Origin of the sequence: Hoeflea sp. AS16 (assembly GCF_038900095.1) — a bacterium.
Taxonomy (GTDB): Bacteria; Pseudomonadota; Alphaproteobacteria; order Rhizobiales; family Rhizobiaceae; genus Hoeflea.
Map to the genome: position 1 here is coordinate 908,291 of NZ_JBBMQQ010000001.1, position 19,668 is coordinate 927,958.

The window sequence follows — 19,668 nt, forward strand, 5'->3', positions numbered from 1 at the left end:
TGGCAGGGAGGACGTCATGAAAATCGGATTCATCGGACTTGGAAATATGGGCGCACCGATGGCGGCCAATCTGATCAAGGCCGGCCACCATCTGACCGGCTTCGATGTCGCGGGTGTGAGCGTTGAAGGCGCTGCGAGCGCCGGATCGGCGGCGGAAGCAGCCACCGGACAGGATGCGGTGATCACCATGCTTCCCAACGGCGACATCCTGCGGTCCGTCTATGCCGAGATCGTTCCGGCCGGCGCAAAGGGCGCGGTCTTCATCGATTGCTCGACCGTCGATGTCGACAGCGCAAAGGCGGCGCACGAGATGGCGAAATCTGCAGGGTTGCTTTCGGTCGACGCGCCGGTTTCGGGCGGCGTCGGCGGGGCGGCCGGTGGGACCCTGACATTCATGGCCGGCGGCAGCGACGAAGCCTTTGGCCGTGCTGCGCCGCTGTTTGACATCATGGGCCAGAAAGCCGTGCATTGCGGCGCGGCGGGTGCAGGACAATCGGCCAAGATCTGCAACAACATGTTGCTCGGCATTTCGATGATCGGCACCTGCGAAGCCTTTGCGCTGGCCGAAAAACTGGGGCTTTCGGCACAAAGCCTGTTCGATGTGGTCTCGACCTCGTCGGGTTCCTGCTGGTCGGTCAATACCTATTGCCCTGTGCCCGGTGTCGGTCCTCAAAGTCCGGCTGACAATGGCTACAAGCCGGGCTTCGCGGCAGAACTGATGCTCAAGGATCTGAAGTTGTCGCAACAGGCAGCTTCGAGCGTTTCGGCGCAGACGCCGATGGGGGCCCGGGCCACGGAACTTTATGACGCGTTTGTCGCCGGTGACGGCAAGGGGCGCGATTTCTCTGCAATGATCGAGAAGCTGAAGTAATATTGACACGTAAAAAAAGGGGCCATCCGGCCCCTTTTTTTTGTCGTGGTTCGTTACGCTGGAAGCTTTCCTCTCAGAATTCGCTCCAATCAGCGCCGACCACAGCTTTGCCACCGGAACTTGTCCGTGCCGGTGCCTTCGACGTCACGGGATGTGCGCCCGGTTCGCGCATTTTCGTGGCCATGGCAGCCAGATCCGAGGATGAGGGTGTCCCGGAGAGCTGGAAGTTGGAGACAAGTTCACCAAGTCCCCGGGCTTCATTGTTGAGCGCGAGGCTGGCAGCGTTTGTTTCCTCCACCATGGCGGCGTTCTGCTGGGTCACCTGGTCCATCTGGTTGATGGCCTGGTTGATTTCCTGGATACCGACGGCCTGCTCGGATGCCGACTGGGAAATCTCCTGGATCAGGCTGTTGATCTTGACCACCTGGGCTGAGATGTCACGGAGCGCTTCACCGGTCTGGCCGACAAATTCGACGCCCTGTTCAACCTCACTGGCCGACGTCTTGATCAGGGTGGCGATTTCCTTCGCGGCCGAAGCTGATCGCTGGGCCAGTTCGCGCACTTCCTGTGCGACAACCGCGAAACCGCGGCCGGCTTCGCCCGCACGAGCCGCCTCGACACCGGCGTTGAGGGCCAGCAGGTTGGTCTGGAACGCGATTTCGTCGATCACGCCGATAATCCGGCTAACCTCCTGGGAGGATTGCTCGATGGCGGTCATGGCGTGAACGGCCTTTTCAACGACGGCGCCTGACTGGTTGGTGCTTTCGTTGGTGTGTTGGACCGTTTGTGCCGCCGTTCTGGCGTTTTCGGCGCTGGCATTGACCTGCGATGTCAGCTGGTCCAGGGCGGCGGCGGTTTCTTCGAGGCTTGCAGCCTGTTTCTCCGTGCGCATCGACAGGTCGTTGGCCGCCGTGCTCATTTCTCCGGTGCCCGACGTGATGTTGGCCACCGAAGTGTTGACCGTCTTGAGGGTCTGCTCGAGGCTTTCCATGGCGGAGTTGAAATCCTCGCGCAACTGGGCGTACTCGCCGGGGAATTCATCGTGAATCCGATGGGTCATGTCACCAGCCGAAAGCCGGGAAAGACCGGTGCCCAGACGGGTAACAATCCGCTTCTGCAGGGCTGCCGAACTGGCGCGCTCGGTTTCCGTGGTTTCACGGGCGCGCTCCGCACTCTCACGGTCTCGTGCAGCCTGGGATTCAAGCTGGTCTGATTCAGCGAGACGATGGCGGAACCCTTCCAGCGCGCGGGCGACGGCTCCGGTTTCATCCGAACTCGATTGACCGTTGATCGGCTTTTCGTAGTCGCCGTTGCTGAGGATCTTCACATCGGCGACGAGCTGATCGAGCGGACGTTTGACGAGCCGGTTTACCGAAGCGAAGATGCCCAGCAGCACAGCACCGAGAACGATCAGGCCGCCAATGATCATCATGTAGGTCTGCTGCATGACCGGACCTGCAATTGCAGCATCCGGGATATCGACGAGAACAACCCAGCTTGCATTCACGCCGGGAAGTTCGAACGGATACACAAGACGGTGGATGGTGGCGCCGCCTTGACCTGCAAGGTCACGGAGCGTGGCTGATACGCCGCGATCGAGGGCGGCCTTGACCTCTGCTTGACCCTCGGCGTCGAAATCGGTCATCATGGCGTCCTGTGTCGGACCGACAAGCCATTTGCTGTCCTGTGAGACCAGCATGACGCGGCCGGATTCGAACGGGCGCATTTTCGACAGCTTGTCCGAAAGCGAGGCGAGCGAAACGTCGATGCCCGACACGCCGATCAGTTTGCCGCCGGATTTGACCGGGAAAGTGATCGAACTCAACGTGGTCGGAACAGATGCGCCCTGAGCCAGGTATGGCGGTGTGATGGCGCCTTTGCCGCTGGTTGCCGACATTGCGTACCATGCGGCGGCAGGATCGATGTCGAAAGTCGAGAAGTGGATTTCACCGCTGCTGGTCTTGGTCCAGTACGGGCTGAAGGCTCCTTTCGAATTGCCGCCCATTTCCTTGTTGTCGATAAAGTCGGCCTGGTGGCCGTCAAACTGGTTTTCGGCTTCCGCAAACCAGGCGCCAAAGGCCATGTCATGCGTCTGCATGGTGGCTTTGGCCAAATTGATGATCCCGGTCCTGTCGAGGTCACTTTCGGCATGACCATTTCCGGTGATCGCTGCCATGGTGGCTGCGGCAGTTGCAAGACCACCGATTTCGCCGGCAATGTTGGCCGCAATGGCTTTTGCTTCGACCTGGGCCTGATCAAACACGAGTGCTTCAACGTGTTGTTCCGTGCTGGAGATCAGGACGTAGTTCGAGATGAGAAGGACAGATGCGACGGTAGCGCCGGCAACTGCAATGAGTTTTGTCGAGAGAGATCTGTTGGTAAAGCCGAGCATGCGACTTGTCCTCAAATTGCGCATTCGCGGGTAGCGAAATGCAGACCGAACAAATTGTGAGAGGATCCATCATGGTTATTGCAGGCCCGGTGGCGACTACATCTCGCACCTTTGTTTAGCCTCGAATTTTCCGATATTGTTTTATCGTTTCCGAAAAATGAATCGGCCCCTTCGAAATTTAGAAGTGCAACGGCTATCCTATTGGAAGTTATCGTTTTAATTATGATCTCAGCAACGCAAATTGCGAAGATTCATCAAGGGAACTGGCTTCCTGAGAGGGCCCAAAACGGGTCCGGCGCCGGAACGGCAAAACCTGCCGCCCTGTGCCGGACAAGAGCGCACGCCGCCTCAGACCAAATTCCACGCGACAAATGCAGGTTTGTAGCCGCCGTTCAAACTTTCAAGCCTTGATAGTTACATTTACAACTGATTTTATAGCCACTGATTTGAACAGTTATCGGAGTGCTCCAATGTCGCTTGCCTATATGCCGGGTTTTGGAAACGACTTTGAAACCGAAAGCCTGCCTGGCGCTCTGCCGCAGGGGCAGAATTCGCCGCAGCGCTGTGCTTACGGCCTGTATGCCGAACAGCTTTCCGGCTCGCCGTTTACCGCGCCGCGCGGAACCAACGAGCGCTCATGGCTGTACCGGATCCGTCCCAGCGTGCGCCACACCACCGATTTCCGAGTGATTGACCGGCCTTACTGGCTGTCGGCGCCGAAACAGGAGCCCGATATCCTCTCGCTGGGCCAGAGGCGCTGGGATCCGATGCCCTATCCGGATAGTGCGGTGAATTTTCTCGATTCGATGCGCACCATCACCACTGCCGGCGATGTGGTCGGGCAGACCGGGATGGCCACCCATATCTATGCGCTGACGGCGGACATGGAGGATGACTATTTCTTCGATGCCGATGGCGAGTTGATGATCGTTCCGCAGGAAGGCGCACTGACAATCTTCACCGAGATGGGGATCATCGAGGTTGCGCCGCTGGAGATCGTGGTGCTGCCGCGCGGCATGATGTTCAAGGTGAAGCGGGCCGAGGGTGTTGAGCGGGCACGTGGTTATGTCTGCGAAAACTACGGCGCCAAGTTCTCTCTGCCCGAACGCGGACCGATCGGCGCCAACTGCCTGGCAAACCCGCGCGACTTCAAGACGCCGGTAGCGGCTTATGAAGACAAGGAAACCACATGCCTGGTGCATATCAAGTGGTGCGGCGTGTTCCATGTCACTGCAATTGGCCATTCTCCGCTCGATGTGGTGGCTTGGCACGGTAATTACGCGCCCTACAAGTATGACCTGAGAACCTTCTCGCCGGTGGGTGCGATCGGCTTTGACCATCCTGATCCGTCGATCTTCACCGTGCTGACGGCGCCTTCGGGCGAGGCGGGGACGGCCAATATCGATTTCGTGATCTTCCCGCCGCGCTGGATGGTGGCCGAGCATTCCTTCCGTCCGCCTTGGTATCATCGGAATATCATGAGTGAATTCATGGGCTTGATCGAAGGTCAGTACGACGCCAAGGAAGAAGGCTTCGTGCCCGGCGGTGTCAGCCTGCACAACATGATGATGCCGCACGGCCCCGATCATGATGCCTTCGAAAAGGCCTCGACGGTTGAGCTCAAACCGGTCAAGCTGTCGGATACGATGGCGTTCATGTTCGAAACCCGTTTCCCGCAGATGGTGACCCGTTATGCGGCGGAACTTGAAACGCTTCAGACCGGCTATGTGAATTGCTGGGAGGGGATCGAACGCAAATTTGACGGCACGCCGGAAGCCGGCGGCTGGTCGGGCGCCAAGTGAACCGTCGCCGGGTCTGACCGGGCTGCGAAAGCGGGCCGGCACTCCCGGCGTGCTGACACTGGCCCGCGCTCCTGTTGACCGGGGCCGGTTTATCCCGCTCCGGGAAGAGACCCGGGAAAAGACAATGGGGCGTGATGGACCGGACCTGCCGGTCGCATCTGCCGAACCACAAAGGAACATCGCATGAAACTAGCCACTCTTCGTGACGGCAGCCGGGATGGACGTCTGGTCGTCGTCTCGCGCGACCTGACGCGCGCCTCCGGGGTTCCGCACATCGCGCGTACGCTGCAGGCGGCGCTGGATGACTGGAAGCATGTGGCGCCCCGGCTTCAGGATGTGGCACAGATGCTGGAAAGCGGTGGGGAACCGTCCGAGCGGTTTCATGAGCGCGATGCGCTGTCGCCGCTGCCGCGGGCCTATCAATGGGCCGACGGTTCGGCCTACGTCAATCACGTCGAACTGGTGCGCAAGGCACGCGGCGCCGAGATGCCTGCCAGCTTCTGGGAAGAGCCGCTGATGTACCAGGGCGGTTCGGACGCCTTCCTGGCTCCGCGCGGACCGATCCGGATGGCTGACGAAGCCTGGGGGATCGACTGCGAGGGCGAAGTGGCGGTGATCGTCGGCGACGTGCCGATGGGTGCCGACATCGATACCTGCCGCGAGGCAATCCAGCTGGTGATGCTGGTCAACGATGTCAGCCTGCGTGGACTGATCCCGGCAGAGCTGGCAAAGGGCTTCGGTTTCTTCCAGTCCAAACCGTCCTCGGCGTTTTCGCCGGTGACAGTCACGCCTGACGAGCTGGGCGACGCCTGGGATGGCGGCAAACTCAGCCTGCCGCTGGAGGTTGATCTCAACGGCGAAGCCTTCGGACGCGCCAATGCCGGGGTCGACATGACATTCGATTTTCCGCGGCTGATCGCGCATGCGGCGAAAACCCGCGCACTGTGCGCCGGCACGATCATCGGATCGGGTACGGTTTCAAACAAGGGACCGGAGGGAGATCCGGGCAAGCCTGTCAGCGAAGGCGGCGCGGGCTATTCGTGCATTGCCGAGATCCGCATGATCGAGACGATCGCGTCGGGCAAACCAGTGACACCGTTCATGCGCTTCGGCGACACGGTGCGCATCGAGATGAAAGATGCCGATGGAAATTCCATTTTCGGCGCCATCGAGCAAACAGTTGAGAAAGCTTAGGATATATCAATGAGCAAGAAATTCGCATCCGCCGGTGACATGACGGAAAAGAACATCTCCTTTACCGAGATCGGCCGCGACATCTGGGCATTTACCGCAGAGGGCGATCCCAATTCGGGAGTGATCATCGGCGATGACAGCGTCATGGTGATCGAGGCACAGGCCACCCCGCGGCTGGCAGGCAAGGTGATCGAAAAGATCCGCTCGGTCACCGACAAGCCGATCAGCCATCTGGTGATGACACACTATCACGCCGTGCGCGTGCTCGGCGCGTCCGCCTACCAGGCGCCGACGGTGATCATGGGCGATGTTGCCCGTTCGATGGTCGAGGAACGCGGCCAGGAAGACTGGGACAGTGAATTCCAGCGTTTCCCGAGACTGTTTCAGGGCCATGAGAGCATTCCCGGCCTGACCTATCCGACCACCACATTTTCCGAACGCATGACCGTGTATCTGGGCAAGCGCAAGGTTGACCTGATGCATCTCGGACGTGCCCACACTGCTGGCGACATCGTTGCCTGGGTGCCTGATGAAGAAGTGATGTTTACCGGCGACATCGTCGAGTATCACTCCGCCTGCTATTGCGGCGATGGCCATTTCGACGACTGGGGCGATACGCTGGACATGATCCGCTCGTTCGATCCTCAGGCGATCGGACCGGGCCGTGGCGACGCACTCGTCGGCCGCGAGATGGTGGATGCCGCCATCGACAGCACACGTGATTTTGTCGATTCCACCTATCGTCCGGTCGCCAAGGTCGTGGCGCGCGGCGGGTCGCTGAAGGAAGCGTGGGATGCGGTGCGGGCCGAATGCGATCCGAAGTTCAAGGACTTCGCGATCTATGAACACTGCCTGCCGTTCAATGTCGCCCGTGCCTATGACGAGGCCCGCGGCATCGACACGCCACGGATCTGGACCGCGGAACGCGATGCGGAGATGTGGGCGAAGTTGCAGGGCTGAGGACTTTCGGGGGCGGCGTGGTCCGCCCCTTGCCGTCCGGGAGGTGTCATGAGCAAAATATTTGAAGTACCGCTGTATCCCTATCAACGATCGGCCGATCAGGATGCCGCAACGCCGGTGCACCATCCGGTGGTGGTGGTCGGCGCCGGTCCGGTAGGACTGGCTCTGGCAATTGATCTTGCGATGCAGGATGTGGCCGTCGTCGTGATCGACGAGAACGACAAGGTCAGCTGGGGATCGCGGGCCATCTGTTTTGCCAAGCGCCCGCTCGAGATCCTCGACCGGCTGGGGTGTGGTGACCCGATGGTCGACAAGGGCGTGGTCTGGAACCTCGGCAAGGTCTATTTCGACGAACGTCAGGTGTTCGGTTTCAACCTGCTGCCCGAGCAGGGACACAAACGCCCGGCCTTCATCAATCTGCAGCAATATTATCTCGAGCAGTATCTGGTCGAACGGGTGCGCGAACTGCAGGCAGCCGGCAAGCCGATCGAGTTGCGCGGCGGCAACAAGGTTGTCGACGTATCCCAGGACGAGAACAGCACCGAGCTGACAATCAGCACGCCCGACGGCCCATACAGGCTGCGTGCCGACTTTGCAGTCGCGTGCGACGGGGCGGCGTCGCCGATCCGGAACCTGATGGGGCTGGATTTCGTCGGCCGGGTGTTCGAGGACAACTTCCTCATTGCCGACGTGGTGATGGAAGCCAAATTCCCGACCGAACGCTGGTTCTGGTTCGACCCGCCGTTCAACCGCGGCCAGTCGGCGCTGTTGCACAAGCAGCCGGACAATGTCTGGCGCATCGATTTTCAGCTCGGCTGGGACATCGACCGCGAGGAAGAGCTGAAGCCCGAAAACATCGACCGGCGTCTCAAGGCCATGCTCGGCGAGGAGATCAGCTACGAGCTTGAATGGAGTTCGATCTACACCTTCCAGTGCCGCCGGATGGACCGGTTCCATGAAGGACGGGTGATCTTTGCCGGTGACGCCGCGCACCAGGTCTCGCCATTCGGCGCACGCGGTGCGAATTCCGGGCTGCAGGACACAGACAACCTCGCCTGGAAGCTGAAGCTTATCCTTGATGGTAAGTCTTCAATTACGTTACTTGACAGTTACGACGCGGAGCGGATCCACGGAGCAGAGGAAAACATCCTCAATTCGTCGCGCTCGACCGACTTCATCACGCCGAAATCGGAAATCAGCCGGATCTTCCGCGATGCGGTTTTGGATCTGTCCGAACGCTACGAGGCGACGCGGCCGATGGTCAATTCGGGCCGTTTGTCGGTTCCTTGCACCTATGACGGCTCTCCGCTCAACGGCCCTGATTGCACCGGAATGCCAGAGCGCACCCGCCCGGGTTCGCCAATGGTCGACGCACCGGTTCCGGCCGGATGGCTGCTTGATCAGACCGGGTTCGGTTTTCAGCTGATGTCAATCGGCGAGACGGTGCCTGATGCGCTCGTGGTCGATGGGGTGAAGGTTACGTCGCTTGCTCTTTCAACCGCCGATGATGCCGATGGTTACCTCCGGCAGCGTTATCTCGGCGATGCCCCGAAGGCGGTCTACCTGATCCGGCCGGATCAGCACGTGGCGGCGCGCTGGGACCATTATGACGAGACGGCGGTCAAGGCGGCGGTTCTCAAAGCGATCGGGAGATAAGGGATGACTGCGCTCAAAACCGAGGCCAACATCAAGGGGCCCGATGAATTTTACGCCGAGCTGCTCTCGGTCCACGAAGGGCTGAGCAAAGAGCAAAGCGACGCATTGAACGCCCGGCTGATCTTGCTGCTCGCCAATCATATAGGCGACCGAGAGGTGCTTTCCGAAGCCCTGAAAGCGGCAGCCCTGAAAGATTGAACGGAGGAGAAACGCCATGAAAATCGAGCAGATCCACCATGTGGCCTATCGCTGCAAGGACGCCAAGGAAACCGTCAACTGGTATGTCGACAATCTGAACATGGATTTCGTTCTCGCCATTGCCGAAGATGAGGTTCCTTCGACACATGAGCCCGATCCCTACATGCACGTGTTCCTTGATGCCGGGAACGGAAATGTGCTGGCGTTTTTCGAACTGCCGACCAAGCCGGAGATGGGGCGCGACGAAAATACCCCGGTCTGGGTTCAGCATATTGCCTTCAAGGTGAAGGATCGCGACACGCTGCTGGCGTTCAAGGAGAAACTCGAGGCCAATGGCATCGAGGTTCTGGGCGTGACCGACCACTCGATCTTCCATTCGATCTATTTCTTCGATCCGAACGGCCACCGGATTGAGCTGGCTTGCCCGGATCCCGAGGAAGAAGCGATGATCAAGCGGCTCGATGAGGTCAAATGGGACATGCTCGAGGAATGGTCGAAGACCAAGCGGGCGCCCAAGCACGCCGATTGGCTGCACGCCAGGGAATTGTCAAAGGCATGAGGACCAGTTGATGGACACGCCCGTTCTTTACGACTACTGGCGCTCGACGGCGAGCTACCGGGTTCGGATCGCACTCAATCTTGCCGGTATCGACTACACGCCGGTCGTCGTGAACCTGCTTGACGGGGAGCACAGGGGGGACGCCCATCTGGCACGAAATCCGCAAGGGTTGGTGCCGGCGCTGGAAATCGACGGGCTGATGCTGACCCAGTCGCTGGCCATCATCGAGTATCTGGTTGAAACCCGCGGCGTTTCGCTGCTGCCGGATGATGCGGCGGACCGGGCGCGGGTACGGGCGCTGGCGCACTCCATCGCCATGGATATCCATCCTGTCTGCAATCTGAATGTAGTTGCACACGTGATGGAACTCACCGGCGGCGGCGATGCGGTGCGGCTGGCCTGGATGCAGAAATTCATCGGCCAGGGCCTGGCGGCTTTCGAAAAGATGCTCGATCATCCATCAACCGGCGTATTTTGCCATGGCGATACGCCGGGGCTGGCCGATATCTGCCTGATCCCGCAGCTTTTCAATGCCGACAGGTGGGGCGTTGATCTTTCGGGTTTCAAACGGATTACGGCAATCCGGGCTACCTGCGATCAGCTGCCAGGCTTTGCCAACGCGCATCCGGACAAGAACAACTTCTAGGGCATCGGGCCCGTGATCGGGATGTTCTGGCTTGCCATCACAGCCTTGCTAGCCGTTTCTCGACGGCTGCAAGGTATCTTGCGCGGCTTTCCGGCGTTGATTTGTCCATCAGATAGTGCGCCATGAACAGGCGCTGGCAGCGTTTGCCGCATAGTGCGCGCATGCCGCGCAGGATCGTGCGCTTTCCGGGATGGGCCACGACATAGGACCACCAGCGCGGCGCACCGCAGGTGGTGATCACGCCCAGGAAATTGATGTGGGTCATCAGCGGCTCGATCGGCCCCGGTCCATCGGGGATCCGGAATGTCAGGTCCGGCGTCCAGACCCGGTCGAGCCAGCCCTTCAGCATGGCTGGCAGGCCGTACCACCAGGTTGGATAGACGAACAGCAAGCCCTCTGCCGCCTGCAACCGTTCGGCATGACCGGGGAACGGGTGGTCGGCCAGTTTCATTTCGTTGTAATGGCGGCGCTCATCGGCCGGCATTACCGGCTCGAAGCCCTCGGCATAAAGATCGAGAAGATCAACCTCGTGACCGGCCTTTGCAAGGGCCTGCATGGCCGTGTCGCGGACGCTGGCGCAAAAGCTTTCGGGCACAGGGTGGCAATAGACGAGAAGAATACGCATCAGATTTTGTCCAGGGCACGTTCCACCTTCGACATGAAGGCATGCCGCGTCTTGTCGGTGGACAGGTTCATTTCATAATGGGCGAGGTAGCCCACCGGCGCACCGGGCTTGACCGTTGCACGCAACATGCGATTGGCAATCCTGCGCGGTGGATCGCCCATCAGCCAGGAGCGAAAGCGGGATCCGCCATAGGAGGTGACGACCAGGATTTTGCCGATGTTGTGCAGTGTCGGGCGGACCTTGCCATTGACCAGGCCAAAGGAAACGCCGGGCAGGAACACCCGGTCGAACCAGCCCTTGAGAATGGCCGGGAAACCGTAGTTCCACACCGGATAGACCAGCACCAACGCTTCGGCCTCAAGCAGTCGCTCGACATAGGTTTCTACCGGCTGCCGGTTGGTTTCGGGATCATGGTAGTTGAGCCGTTCGGTCTCGCTCATGACCGGGTTGAAGCCATCCTGATAAAGATCGATGGCATCGACCTCGTGGCCGTTGGTCTTCAGCTTTTCGACGGTCAATCGAAACAGGCTTGCATTGAAGCTCGATGCCACAGGGTGGGCATGGACCACGAGAACGCGCATTTGAAGTGCCTCAGCTTGCCTGTTTCAGGCCCTTGAACAACCAGACCTTGCCGGCATCGAAATCATAGTCCGGGTCATCCCATGCAATCATCTTGCCGGGATTGAGCAGGCCCTTGGGGTCGGACTGGCGCTTGAAGGCCAGCTGGATCTCGTCGGTTTGCTTCATGCCGCCTTCTTCCAGTGTGTAGCGGTGCGGATTGAAGACAGGGCAGCCATTGGCATTGTGCAGATCGATGATTTCGTCGAGCCGTTGTTCGGTGGTGAAACGGATCAGGGGCAGGCCGAAACAGGTGATGTCACCATCGAACCGGACGAATTCGAGATGCGAGATCATTTCGCCGGGGAACATGCGGTCCATCTTCGATGTCAGTTCAAGCTGGTTGGGAAACGGGTAAAGCGTCTGCAGATAGGTCCAGGCCGGATCAACCCTGAGCGCACGCAGGGTGGTGTGGTTCCAGGCCAACTCGAACACCGGCGGCAGGCCCTTCAGATCGCCCGCGGTTGTGGCGTCAAAAACGATCTCGCCCTCGTTACGCGCAGTGAACGCCTTGAAGGCGTCGTGGCTGTGCGGTGCCACCATGACCAGAACCACGCTCTGGCCTCCGGAGACGAATTTCTGGTGACGCTTGAAATAGTCAAACGGACAGGGGGCGGCGATCACCGAGATCAGCTTGGTCAGGATGCCATCCTGGCGCGCCAGTGCGTTGGCGTAGATGGTCGCTTCGTCAAAGCTGTCAAAGCCGACAATGGCATCGACCCAGTCATAGGCAGGCGCCAGCGGCATTTCGATTTCGGTGATGATGCCATTGGTGCCGTAGGCGTGGGTGACCTTGTGCAGGTCTTCACCGGTGAGTTCGAGGACCTGCGGTTCTTCCTCCATGGTGACCACGCGCAGGCGGATGACATTGCCGAAATCGCGCAATCCGCCCCAGGAAATCGAGCCGACACCGCCCGAGCCACCTGCAATGAAACCGCCGATGGTCGCGGTGTGGGCGGTGGAGGGATGCATGCGCATTTCCTGGCCCGACGCGGCGCGGGCGGCCTTGTCGAGGTCGGAACAGATGACGCCGGGTCCGCAAATCACCCGACCGAGGGATATCTCTTTGATCTCATTGAGGTCTGCGAGGCTCAACACCACGCCGCCGGAAAGCGGCATGGCCTGGCCGTAATTGCCGGTGCCGGTGCCGCGCGGGGTGACGGGAACATTGTGGCGGTAGCAGGCCTTGAGAATGCGGATCAGTTCCTCTTCGCTCCGGGGCGAGGCGACAAGGTCTGCAGTGACATGATCGAGCTGGCTTTTGAGCACCGGCGAGTACCAGTAGAAATCCCGGCTCTTCTGCTGGATGATCTTGTCGTTCTGCTCGATGCGGATGCCGTCCAGATCGGCGATCAGTGCGGTCATGTCCATGGCTCAGGGCTCCATCAAATCATCAAGGTCGGAATAGTCGGGCAGGGTGCTCTCGATTGCCTTGCCATCCCGGATCACGGTTCGGTTGCTTTCCGGGCGCGACAGAAGTTCGGTCAGGCTACGTCCGCGAAACAGCACCAGGTCCGCCTTCGCGCCGATTGCCAGCCTGCCCGCCCCGTCCAGCCGCATGGCCTGCGCCGGGTTGGCGGTCACGGTTGCGGGCCAGTTGCCGACCGGATGGTCAAAATGCAGGATCCGGGTGGCCTCGCGGTAGACTTCCAGCACGTCGAGGTCGCCATAGGCGTAGAACGGGTCGCGGGTGTTGTCGGAGGCTACGCAGACATTGATGCCGCGGGCCGCCATTTCGTGCAGCAGCGTCACTCCGCGCCAGCGCGGTGTCGTTGCGTCCGCGCGGCGGTCCTGCAAATACATGTTGCACATCGGCAGCGAGACCACGGAGAGGTTTGCGCGGGCAACCTTGTCCAGCGTCGCCTTGACCATGTCATCGGGTTGCCGGGCGAGCGAACAGCAATGGCCGACAAGCACCTTGCCCTCAAAACCATGGCGCAAGGCGGCATCGGCAATACGGTCGAGCGAAACGGCGTTTACGTCATCGGTCTCGTCGGCATGGAAATCGAGGTCGAGCCCGAGCTCGATGGCCTTGGCGAACATGCGGTCGAGCAGCGTATCGAGATCGGGCACCATGTAGGTGACCGCTCCAAGAATGCCGCGGTGGCGGGCAACGGTTTGCGCCAACCGGTTGAACCAGCTCTCGTTTCGCGCTTCATCGATGCCGAAGAGGCAGGCGGCCTGCAACTCAACCCTGCCTTGCCAACGCTGCCTGACGGTGTCGAAGACAGGCCAGGAGATATCTTCCTGCGGCGGAACGGAATCGAGGTGGGTGCGGAGCGCCCTGGTGCCGTGGGCATAGGCGCAGGCAAGGGAGAACTCCATCCGCCGATCGACATCTTCCGCTGTCCAGCGGGCCTTGCGGTCGTCGCCAACTGCGCTCAACGCGCCCGGAAAGGAGCCGTCTGGGTTGGGTTTGCGGGCCCAGATGTGGCCCTTGTCGATGTGGGTGTGGCAATCGACGAAGGCCGGATAGGCGATGCCGCCCCGGCAATCGACCGCAAATGTGTCCACGGGCTTCGTACCGGCTGCATGAATTGCCCTGATCGCACCGTCAGCGATTTCAATCGCTGCCATCGAGAACCCTTCGGTATCGAAGTCAAAGCCTTCGATATTATCCAGGTGGGACCGGTGCAGCCGGAGATTGCTCAGCGTGTAGGTGCCATTTTCGGGCAGGATCAAGGTATGCGGTGTCACTCACTGCTCCTGTTTGAGCGCGCTCTCATGCCAGCGGTGCAGCACGAGGTGGGAGATCCAGGACAAGGCAAGAAATATGACGATCCCGGTCAGGGAGATCAGGATCAGGGCGGCGAACAGCCGCGGCGCATTGAGCCGGTATCCCGCCTCGATGATGCGCGAGGCGAGGCCGGAGGACTGGCCTGCGGTGCCGGCTACGAATTCGGCCACCACGGCGCCGATCAATGCCAATCCGCCGGCGATCTTCAACCCTCCGAGGAAATAGGGCATCGCTGCGGGTAGGCGGAGGTGCCACAGGGTTTGCCACCGGGTGGCACCGTTGAGCTTGAAATAGTCGATCAGGTTGCGGTCGACCGAATTGAGCCCGAGCGTGGTGTTGGACAGGATCGGGAAGAAGGCAACGATCCAGGCACAGAGCAGCAGCTTTGTCGTCTGGTCATCGACATAGATGTTGATCAGCGGAAAGATCGCCACGATCGGGGTCACCTGCAGCACGATGGCGAAGGGAAACAGGCTCATCTCGACCCAGCGCGACTGGGTAAACAAAACCGATAGCCCGACGCCGCCGAAAACGGCCAGCGCCAGCGACAGAACGGTGATCCGCAAGGTGACCAGCAGCGAAGAAAACAGCAGGCCTGCGTCTTCGATCAGGGTGTCGAGAACCATGCCGGGGCGCGGCAGGATGTATTTCGGGATTTCGTTCCAGACGCAGATGCGATCCCACAGGATGATGGCCGCTGCCATGATCAGGAGCGGCAGCAGCCAGCGACCGGTGCGTTCGAGCTTGCGGCTGCGCTCGCGGCGGGCTTCTTCAGCGTCAACCACGACGGGCGCAGGTCTTTCAGTGGACGGCATCAGCAGCCTCCATGCCCATGGCGCGTGAGAGTGTGTCGGAGGTATTGCGGCATAGCTCGGCATAATGCGCCGATGTTCTGAAATCCGCGCCGCGCGGGTAGGGGGCGTCAATCGTCAATTCCTCAAACACCCTGCCCGGATGGGCGGCCATGACGGTGATGCGGTTTGACAGGAAAACGCTTTCGAACACCGAATGGGTGACGAAGAGCACGGTGAAACGGCGTTCCTGCCAGAGTTCGAGCAAATCGTTGTTGAGCTTGAACCGGGTGATTTCGTCGAGTGCGGCGAAAGGCTCGTCCATCAGCAGGATGCGCGGCCGGGTCACCAGTCCCCGGGCAATGGATACGCGCATCTTCATGCCGCCGGACAATTCGCGGGGAACGGCGTTCTCAAACCCTGTCAGGTGAACCCGCTCGAGCACTTCGGCGATCTGCGGTTCGGCCTGTTTGCGCGAGACGCCACGCAACCGCAGCGGCAGCCAGACATTGTCGTAGACACTGGCCCAGGGCATCAGCGTCGGTTCCTGGAAGACAAATCCGATGTCGTTCTGCTCAAGTGGCGCCCCGCGCCAGTCGACCACGCCGGAAGTGGGCGATGACAGTCCGGCAATGATCCGCAAGGCCGTCGACTTTCCGCAGCCGGAAGGGCCGAGAAGGCTCATGAAGTCGCCATCGTTGACGGTCAGGTTGACCTTGTCGAGCGCCGTGACGCCGGATGCGAAGGTCTTGCCAATGGATTGCAGGATCAGGAAGGGATGTGTCCGGTCAGGCATGGGTACCCAGATGGTCGTCTTGAAGGATGAGAAACCCGCCCGGGCCTTGTCGTCCGGGCGGGATGTCGTGTTACTTCTTCAGATCGAGCCCGACGCCATTGTTGACGTAGTCGAGCGTGTAGGAGGCCTTGATGTCGATGCCGTCCTTGGCCACGCCGGCCTTGACCATCTTGGCGTAGAAACTCTCCATCCGCGCGTCGGTCATGGCGCCGATGCCCATGGTCTCGGTGTCGCCGGAATCGACGATGCCGTATTCCTTGAGCTTGTCGATCGAGAAGGCGATCTGCTCGTCGGTCATGTCCGGATTGTCTTCCTGGATCATGGCATTGGCGGCAGAATTGTCGCCATAGAGGTAGTTGTACCAGCCCTTGATTGAGCCATCGACGAAGCATTTTACCACTTCGGGTTTTTCATCGATTGTTGCCTGCATGGTCTCGATGGTGGTCGAGTAGGTGTCAAAACCGTAATCGGCAACCAGGAACAGGTTCGGCTTGAACCCGCCTTCACGTTCAACTGCGAACGGCTCGGAGGTGATGTAGCCCTGCTGTGCCGATTTCGGGTTGGCGATGAAAGGTGCGGGGTTGAAGGTGTAGGGGACCCGCTTGGAGGCATCAAAACCGTATTCGGTGATCATGTATTGGAAATAGCTCTGGAACCCGGCATCGCCCAAAATGAATTGTTCGGCATTCTTGAGCTCTTCCCAGGTATCGAGGCCCTGACCGGGATGGGTCATGATAACCTGCGGTTCCTTCTGGAAGGAGGCTGCGACAACCTTGACCGGAATTTCCTGCTCGACCGCAGAGAAAGCCTCGAGCATGTTGCCGCCCATGTGAAACTCGATCTTGCCGGCCAGCAGCAATGCGCGGTTGTTCACCTGGGGCCCGCCCTGGGCGATTGTCACGTCAAGGCCGCAGGCGGCATAGGTGCCATCGGCAACTGATTGATAGAATCCGCCATGTTCCGGCTGCGCCAGCCAGTTCGTGCCAAATGTGACCTTCTCTGCAGCTGAAGCCTGGGCACCCATGGCCAGGACAACCGCCAGTGCGGCTGAAGAACGAAGTAGAAGCGTCATGTACACCATCCCTTGGTTTTGGTCCGGGGGTCGAATCACCCCTGCATTTTTACTGACAATCGATCCAAGCAAGCGTCATGCCACCACTGGCCAGACCGGCCTTGTCACGGGTTTCGGCCCCCCGTTGATTACACTGCTTGGGAAACTGCCTACGGAGTAAACTGATTGCCCAAAAACATGCCTGAAAATGCCGACATTCCGCAGAGTGACCCATTCCCGCCCGGTTTGGAATAGACGGGGAAAACTTTGTGGGCTTAATAGGCGATGATCTGATCTGCCTGGGATAGCCGCCATGAAACACCATACGCCATCGTCCATAAGGGCGCCGTTCGCCCGTTACAGCCATGGTGTGGAAGTCCCGCCGGGACACCGTCTGGTGCTTTGTTCGGGGCAATTGTCGATAGATATTGACGATCACGTTCCCGAAACAGCAGAAGCGCAAACCGAACTGTGCTTCAATAATGTCGCCGCAATACTGCAGTCGGCGAACATGTCGCTGGCAGATATCGTGCGGATCAATTCCTACGTCACGGATCGGGCTCATTTGCCCGGCTACATGAAAGTGCGCGACCGCTTGTTTGGCGATCCGGCGCCGGCCTCGACCCTGATGATCGTTTCGGGCTTTGCCCGCGAGGAATTCAAGGTGGAAATCGAAGTCATTGCCGCTGCGCCTGACGAAGAGTGAAGGAAGAAATCATGACGCGGAAAATCTGGTGGGGCGATTTCACGACACGCGAGTTCGAAGGGCTTGACCCGGAATCGACGATTGCAGTGCTGCCGGTGGCGGCCGTCGAGCAGCACGGGCCGCATTTGCCGGTTTCGACCGACAGCTCGATCATGCAGGGCATGCTCGAGACAGTGATCGGGCAGGCGCCGGACGACCTCGATATCAGGATTTTGCCGATCCAGTGCATCGGCAAATCAAACGAGCACCAGCATGCGGCCGGCACGCTGACAATCCCTGCAACCACGCTGATCGAACACTGGGTGGAACTGGGACACTCGATCGCGCGCGCGGGGATCCGCAAGGTGGTTCTGGTCAATTCCCATGGCGGCAATGAAGAGGTGATGGGCATTGTCGCACGCGAGTTGCGGGTGCGGGCCAGGATGTTGGCGGTCAAGACATCCTGGATGCGGTTCGGTTTGCCTGAAGCAATGTACAGCGAAACGGAAACCGCCTACGGCATCCATGGCGGCGATGTCGAAACATCACTGATGCTGCATTTCCGTCCCGATCTCGTAGCCTTCGACAAGGCTGAAAATTTCGTCTCGGCGGTGACGCGTGCGGAAAACGAGTTCGAGCTGCTCCGGCATACGGGACCCCATGCGTTCGCCTGGATTGCAAGCGACGTGAACCCCTCGGGTGCGGTTGGCGAGGCAGCACTCGCGACAGCTCAAAAGGGCGAGGCGACAGCCCGGCACCAGGCCGAAGGCTTCCTCAAACTGATGTCGGATGTCAGGTCAGCCAAACTTGATGATTGGTTGGTCTGACCGGCCTTGCCGGCCATGTCAGCTCTTGGGAATCGTCTTGATGCGGCCGACCATATCGACGACCTCGACCTTGAGCAGTTTCGAGAACTTGACGTTGATGGTGAATTTGCCCTGAGACCTGGCCTTGCCGCGCACTTTCGTGGGGATGCCGGGAATGGTCAGGCTGACGTCTTCGACCTTGCGGGGGAAATAATCCGAGGTCAGCAGACAGCCGTCCTCGCACAGATTGACCATCCAGCACGGCACTGAAAGTTCGTCCTCGCGTCCGCGCTGACGGATGCGGGCAATTACCGGGCAGTTCGCATCCCGCCGCGGATAAACGCGCCGTTCCGGCTTGGCCTCGCCAATGGATTGGGTGATCAGGTAATTTTTCGGCTTCATGGACAATTCCTCACTTAGCCGCAGTTAGCTAAGTCTGAGTTTTGCCGAACGGAAGCTAATTAAGTGTTTATTTGTTTACTTGATAGTGAGGGGTAATCTAACGATTGCGCCCGAATACCATGGGAAATGTCCGCATTTTGACGGGTTGCCAGATATAAACTGGGCATGATCTGCGGTGGCCGTGCAAGCTACATCCGACTGGTCTTTTCCGGGGCTTCGACAGTCTGCACGGACGCGAAGAGCGTCCCCGCCGCGAGCGGGTCTGGTTGTTCCACTTGAACCGAATGGCCGGGCGTGAACCACACCCGGCCATCGGTCCTGGATATCAAATCCGATTCTGCAGGATCAGGCGTCGAGAACGGCCTCGAACCCCTCGAAATTCGGGTGGCCGGCATACATTCCCTTGTTGTTGCCGGCATTCTTGTGGGCGTTGCGGAAATTCTCTGAATGGGTCCAGTCGATGAAGCTTTCATGCGACTGCCAGACGGTGTGGGAGGCATAGAGGGTTTGCCCGGTCTCTTCGTTCTTCGGGCCCTTGAGCAGGTGAAAGGTCTTGAAGCCGGGTACCTCTTTCAGGCTTGAATCCCGGTTGCGCCAGACATCCTCGAAAGCTTTCTCATGGCCTTCATTGATGATGAAACGGTTCATTGCGATAAACATGTTGTCTTCTCCTTTGTGATTTGTCGAACCGGGAAATTTGCTTGTCGTGACAAGCCGCTTTCCGGGAAAGGGCTGCTGGTGGCGGCGTTGCTATCTCCGTCCTCATCCCGAGCGAGATGCGCGAAGTGGAGGCATTCGATGAGCGCCGGGTCACCGGTCAGCTGTTCGCTGACGAGCTTGTGCAGCTGCAACCGGCACAAGGTCTGGAAACGATGCATC

General features: G+C 59.6%; 21 protein-coding genes. 10 read left to right on the forward strand and 11 right to left on the reverse strand.

Annotation, left to right across the window (positions count from 1 at the left end; genetic code table 11):
* The first annotated feature begins 16 nt into the window (after nt 1–16).
* On the forward strand, nt 17–871 hold the full coding sequence (mmsB, locus tag WNY80_RS04405; protein WP_342886107.1) for a 3-hydroxyisobutyrate dehydrogenase: 855 nt from the start codon (nt 17–19) through the stop codon (nt 869–871).
* Between the two features lie 73 nt (nt 872–944).
* Here the strand turns inward: mmsB and WNY80_RS04410 are convergent, their stop codons facing one another.
* Complete coding sequence (locus tag WNY80_RS04410; protein WP_342886108.1) at nt 945–3,263, reverse strand: methyl-accepting chemotaxis protein; 2,319 nt, start codon at nt 3,261–3,263, stop codon at nt 945–947.
* Nucleotides 3,264–3,733: 470 nt separating this feature from the next.
* On the opposite strand from WNY80_RS04410, the gene hmgA reads away from it, so the two are divergent.
* From hmgA to maiA, 7 genes are all read left to right on the forward strand, one after another.
* The gene (gene hmgA, locus WNY80_RS04415; protein WP_342886109.1) at nt 3,734–5,065 is read left to right on the forward strand and encodes a homogentisate 1,2-dioxygenase; all 1,332 of its coding nucleotides are present in this window, start codon (nt 3,734–3,736) and stop codon (nt 5,063–5,065) included.
* 183 nt (nt 5,066–5,248) lie between these two features.
* Nucleotides 5,249–6,259 carry a fumarylacetoacetate hydrolase family protein gene (locus WNY80_RS04420; RefSeq protein ID WP_342886110.1) on the forward strand — a complete coding sequence of 337 codons (1,011 nt, stop codon included), beginning with the start codon at nt 5,249–5,251 and terminating at the stop codon, nt 6,257–6,259.
* A 9-nt stretch (nt 6,260–6,268) separates the two neighbouring features.
* Nucleotides 6,269–7,219: an MBL fold metallo-hydrolase gene (locus WNY80_RS04425; RefSeq protein ID WP_342886111.1), complete on the forward strand. Its 951-nt coding sequence runs from the start codon at nt 6,269–6,271 to the stop codon at nt 7,217–7,219.
* 48 nt (nt 7,220–7,267) lie between these two features.
* Entirely contained in the window at nt 7,268–8,875 is a 1,608-nt protein-coding gene (locus WNY80_RS04430; protein WP_342886112.1) for an FAD-dependent oxidoreductase, read from the forward strand.
* A gap of 3 nt (nt 8,876–8,878) precedes the next feature.
* The gene (locus WNY80_RS04435) at nt 8,879–9,073 is read left to right on the forward strand and encodes a DUF2783 domain-containing protein (protein WP_342886113.1); all 195 of its coding nucleotides are present in this window, start codon (nt 8,879–8,881) and stop codon (nt 9,071–9,073) included.
* Nucleotides 9,074–9,089: 16 nt separating this feature from the next.
* On the forward strand, nt 9,090–9,632 hold the full coding sequence (locus WNY80_RS04440) for a VOC family protein (protein ID WP_342886114.1): 543 nt from the start codon (nt 9,090–9,092) through the stop codon (nt 9,630–9,632).
* Nucleotides 9,633–9,642: 10 nt separating this feature from the next.
* Complete coding sequence (gene maiA / locus WNY80_RS04445) at nt 9,643–10,278, forward strand: maleylacetoacetate isomerase (protein WP_342886115.1); 636 nt, start codon at nt 9,643–9,645, stop codon at nt 10,276–10,278.
* 37 nt (nt 10,279–10,315) lie between these two features.
* Here maiA and WNY80_RS04450 read toward each other — a convergent pair whose 3' ends face one another.
* The 7 genes from WNY80_RS04450 to WNY80_RS04480 form a co-directional block, all read right to left on the reverse strand.
* A complete protein-coding gene (locus WNY80_RS04450; RefSeq protein ID WP_342886116.1) occupies nt 10,316–10,903 on the reverse strand; it encodes an NAD(P)H-dependent oxidoreductase in 588 nt (195 codons plus the stop codon).
* The gene (locus tag WNY80_RS04455) at nt 10,903–11,484 is read right to left on the reverse strand and encodes an NAD(P)H-dependent oxidoreductase (protein WP_342886117.1); all 582 of its coding nucleotides are present in this window, start codon (nt 11,482–11,484) and stop codon (nt 10,903–10,905) included. Before WNY80_RS04455 ends, WNY80_RS04450 begins: the two co-directional genes overlap by 1 nt.
* Before the next feature lie 10 nt (nt 11,485–11,494).
* Nucleotides 11,495–12,892 (reverse strand): FAD-binding oxidoreductase, encoded by a 1,398-nt coding sequence (locus WNY80_RS04460; protein WP_342886118.1) that lies wholly within the window; start codon nt 12,890–12,892, stop codon nt 11,495–11,497.
* Between the two features lie 3 nt (nt 12,893–12,895).
* Nucleotides 12,896–14,200 carry a cytosine deaminase gene (locus WNY80_RS04465; protein ID WP_342886312.1) on the reverse strand — a complete coding sequence of 435 codons (1,305 nt, stop codon included), beginning with the start codon at nt 14,198–14,200 and terminating at the stop codon, nt 12,896–12,898.
* Between the two features lie 18 nt (nt 14,201–14,218).
* Entirely contained in the window at nt 14,219–15,073 is an 855-nt protein-coding gene (locus WNY80_RS04470) for an ABC transporter permease (protein WP_342886119.1), read from the reverse strand.
* The gene (locus WNY80_RS04475; RefSeq protein ID WP_342886120.1) at nt 15,060–15,845 is read right to left on the reverse strand and encodes an ABC transporter ATP-binding protein; all 786 of its coding nucleotides are present in this window, start codon (nt 15,843–15,845) and stop codon (nt 15,060–15,062) included. Before WNY80_RS04475 ends, WNY80_RS04470 begins: the two co-directional genes overlap by 14 nt.
* A gap of 70 nt (nt 15,846–15,915) precedes the next feature.
* Nucleotides 15,916–16,926, reverse strand: a complete 1,011-nt coding sequence (locus WNY80_RS04480) for an ABC transporter substrate-binding protein (RefSeq protein ID WP_342886121.1) — start codon at nt 16,924–16,926, stop codon at nt 15,916–15,918.
* 283 nt (nt 16,927–17,209) lie between these two features.
* Between WNY80_RS04480 and WNY80_RS04485 the strand changes: the two genes are divergently transcribed.
* Entirely contained in the window at nt 17,210–17,602 is a 393-nt protein-coding gene (locus WNY80_RS04485; RefSeq protein ID WP_342886122.1) for a RidA family protein, read from the forward strand.
* A gap of 11 nt (nt 17,603–17,613) precedes the next feature.
* On the forward strand, nt 17,614–18,408 hold the full coding sequence (locus WNY80_RS04490; RefSeq protein ID WP_342886123.1) for a creatininase family protein: 795 nt from the start codon (nt 17,614–17,616) through the stop codon (nt 18,406–18,408).
* Nucleotides 18,409–18,426: 18 nt separating this feature from the next.
* Here the strand turns inward: WNY80_RS04490 and WNY80_RS04495 are convergent, their stop codons facing one another.
* The 3 genes from WNY80_RS04495 to WNY80_RS04505 form a co-directional block, all read right to left on the reverse strand.
* A complete protein-coding gene (locus WNY80_RS04495) occupies nt 18,427–18,789 on the reverse strand; it encodes a hypothetical protein (RefSeq protein ID WP_342886124.1) in 363 nt (120 codons plus the stop codon).
* Nucleotides 18,790–19,134: 345 nt separating this feature from the next.
* Nucleotides 19,135–19,449, reverse strand: a complete 315-nt coding sequence (locus WNY80_RS04500) for an antibiotic biosynthesis monooxygenase (protein ID WP_342886125.1) — start codon at nt 19,447–19,449, stop codon at nt 19,135–19,137.
* On the reverse strand, nt 19,434–19,667 hold the full coding sequence (locus WNY80_RS04505) for a hypothetical protein (protein ID WP_342886126.1): 234 nt from the start codon (nt 19,665–19,667) through the stop codon (nt 19,434–19,436). Before WNY80_RS04505 ends, WNY80_RS04500 begins: the two co-directional genes overlap by 16 nt.
* Between the last annotated feature and the right edge of the window lies 1 nt (nt 19,668).

Coding starts and splice junctions, on each gene's coding strand:
- maiA (WP_342886115.1), top strand. CDS start 9,643: ATGGACACGCCCGTTCTTTACGACTACTGGCGCTCGACGGCGAGCTAC.
- WNY80_RS04475 (WP_342886120.1), bottom strand. CDS start 15,845: ATGCCTGACCGGACACATCCCTTCCTGATCCTGCAATCCATTGGCAAG.
- WNY80_RS04485 (WP_342886122.1), top strand. CDS start 17,210: ATGAAACACCATACGCCATCGTCCATAAGGGCGCCGTTCGCCCGTTAC.
- WNY80_RS04505 (WP_342886126.1), bottom strand. CDS start 19,667: ATGCATCGTTTCCAGACCTTGTGCCGGTTGCAGCTGCACAAGCTCGTC.
- WNY80_RS04480 (WP_342886121.1), bottom strand. CDS start 16,926: ATGGTGTACATGACGCTTCTACTTCGTTCTTCAGCCGCACTGGCGGTT.
- WNY80_RS04410 (WP_342886108.1), bottom strand. CDS start 3,263: ATGCTCGGCTTTACCAACAGATCTCTCTCGACAAAACTCATTGCAGTT.
- WNY80_RS04450 (WP_342886116.1), bottom strand. CDS start 10,903: ATGCGTATTCTTCTCGTCTATTGCCACCCTGTGCCCGAAAGCTTTTGC.
- WNY80_RS04420 (WP_342886110.1), top strand. CDS start 5,249: ATGAAACTAGCCACTCTTCGTGACGGCAGCCGGGATGGACGTCTGGTC.
- WNY80_RS04435 (WP_342886113.1), top strand. CDS start 8,879: ATGACTGCGCTCAAAACCGAGGCCAACATCAAGGGGCCCGATGAATTT.
- hmgA (WP_342886109.1), top strand. CDS start 3,734: ATGTCGCTTGCCTATATGCCGGGTTTTGGAAACGACTTTGAAACCGAA.
- WNY80_RS04425 (WP_342886111.1), top strand. CDS start 6,269: ATGAGCAAGAAATTCGCATCCGCCGGTGACATGACGGAAAAGAACATC.
- WNY80_RS04500 (WP_342886125.1), bottom strand. CDS start 19,449: ATGTTTATCGCAATGAACCGTTTCATCATCAATGAAGGCCATGAGAAA.
- mmsB (WP_342886107.1), top strand. CDS start 17: ATGAAAATCGGATTCATCGGACTTGGAAATATGGGCGCACCGATGGCG.
- WNY80_RS04495 (WP_342886124.1), bottom strand. CDS start 18,789: ATGAAGCCGAAAAATTACCTGATCACCCAATCCATTGGCGAGGCCAAG.
- WNY80_RS04440 (WP_342886114.1), top strand. CDS start 9,090: ATGAAAATCGAGCAGATCCACCATGTGGCCTATCGCTGCAAGGACGCC.
- WNY80_RS04470 (WP_342886119.1), bottom strand. CDS start 15,073: ATGCCGTCCACTGAAAGACCTGCGCCCGTCGTGGTTGACGCTGAAGAA.
- WNY80_RS04490 (WP_342886123.1), top strand. CDS start 17,614: ATGACGCGGAAAATCTGGTGGGGCGATTTCACGACACGCGAGTTCGAA.
- WNY80_RS04455 (WP_342886117.1), bottom strand. CDS start 11,484: ATGCGCGTTCTCGTGGTCCATGCCCACCCTGTGGCATCGAGCTTCAAT.
- WNY80_RS04430 (WP_342886112.1), top strand. CDS start 7,268: ATGAGCAAAATATTTGAAGTACCGCTGTATCCCTATCAACGATCGGCC.
- WNY80_RS04460 (WP_342886118.1), bottom strand. CDS start 12,892: ATGGACATGACCGCACTGATCGCCGATCTGGACGGCATCCGCATCGAG.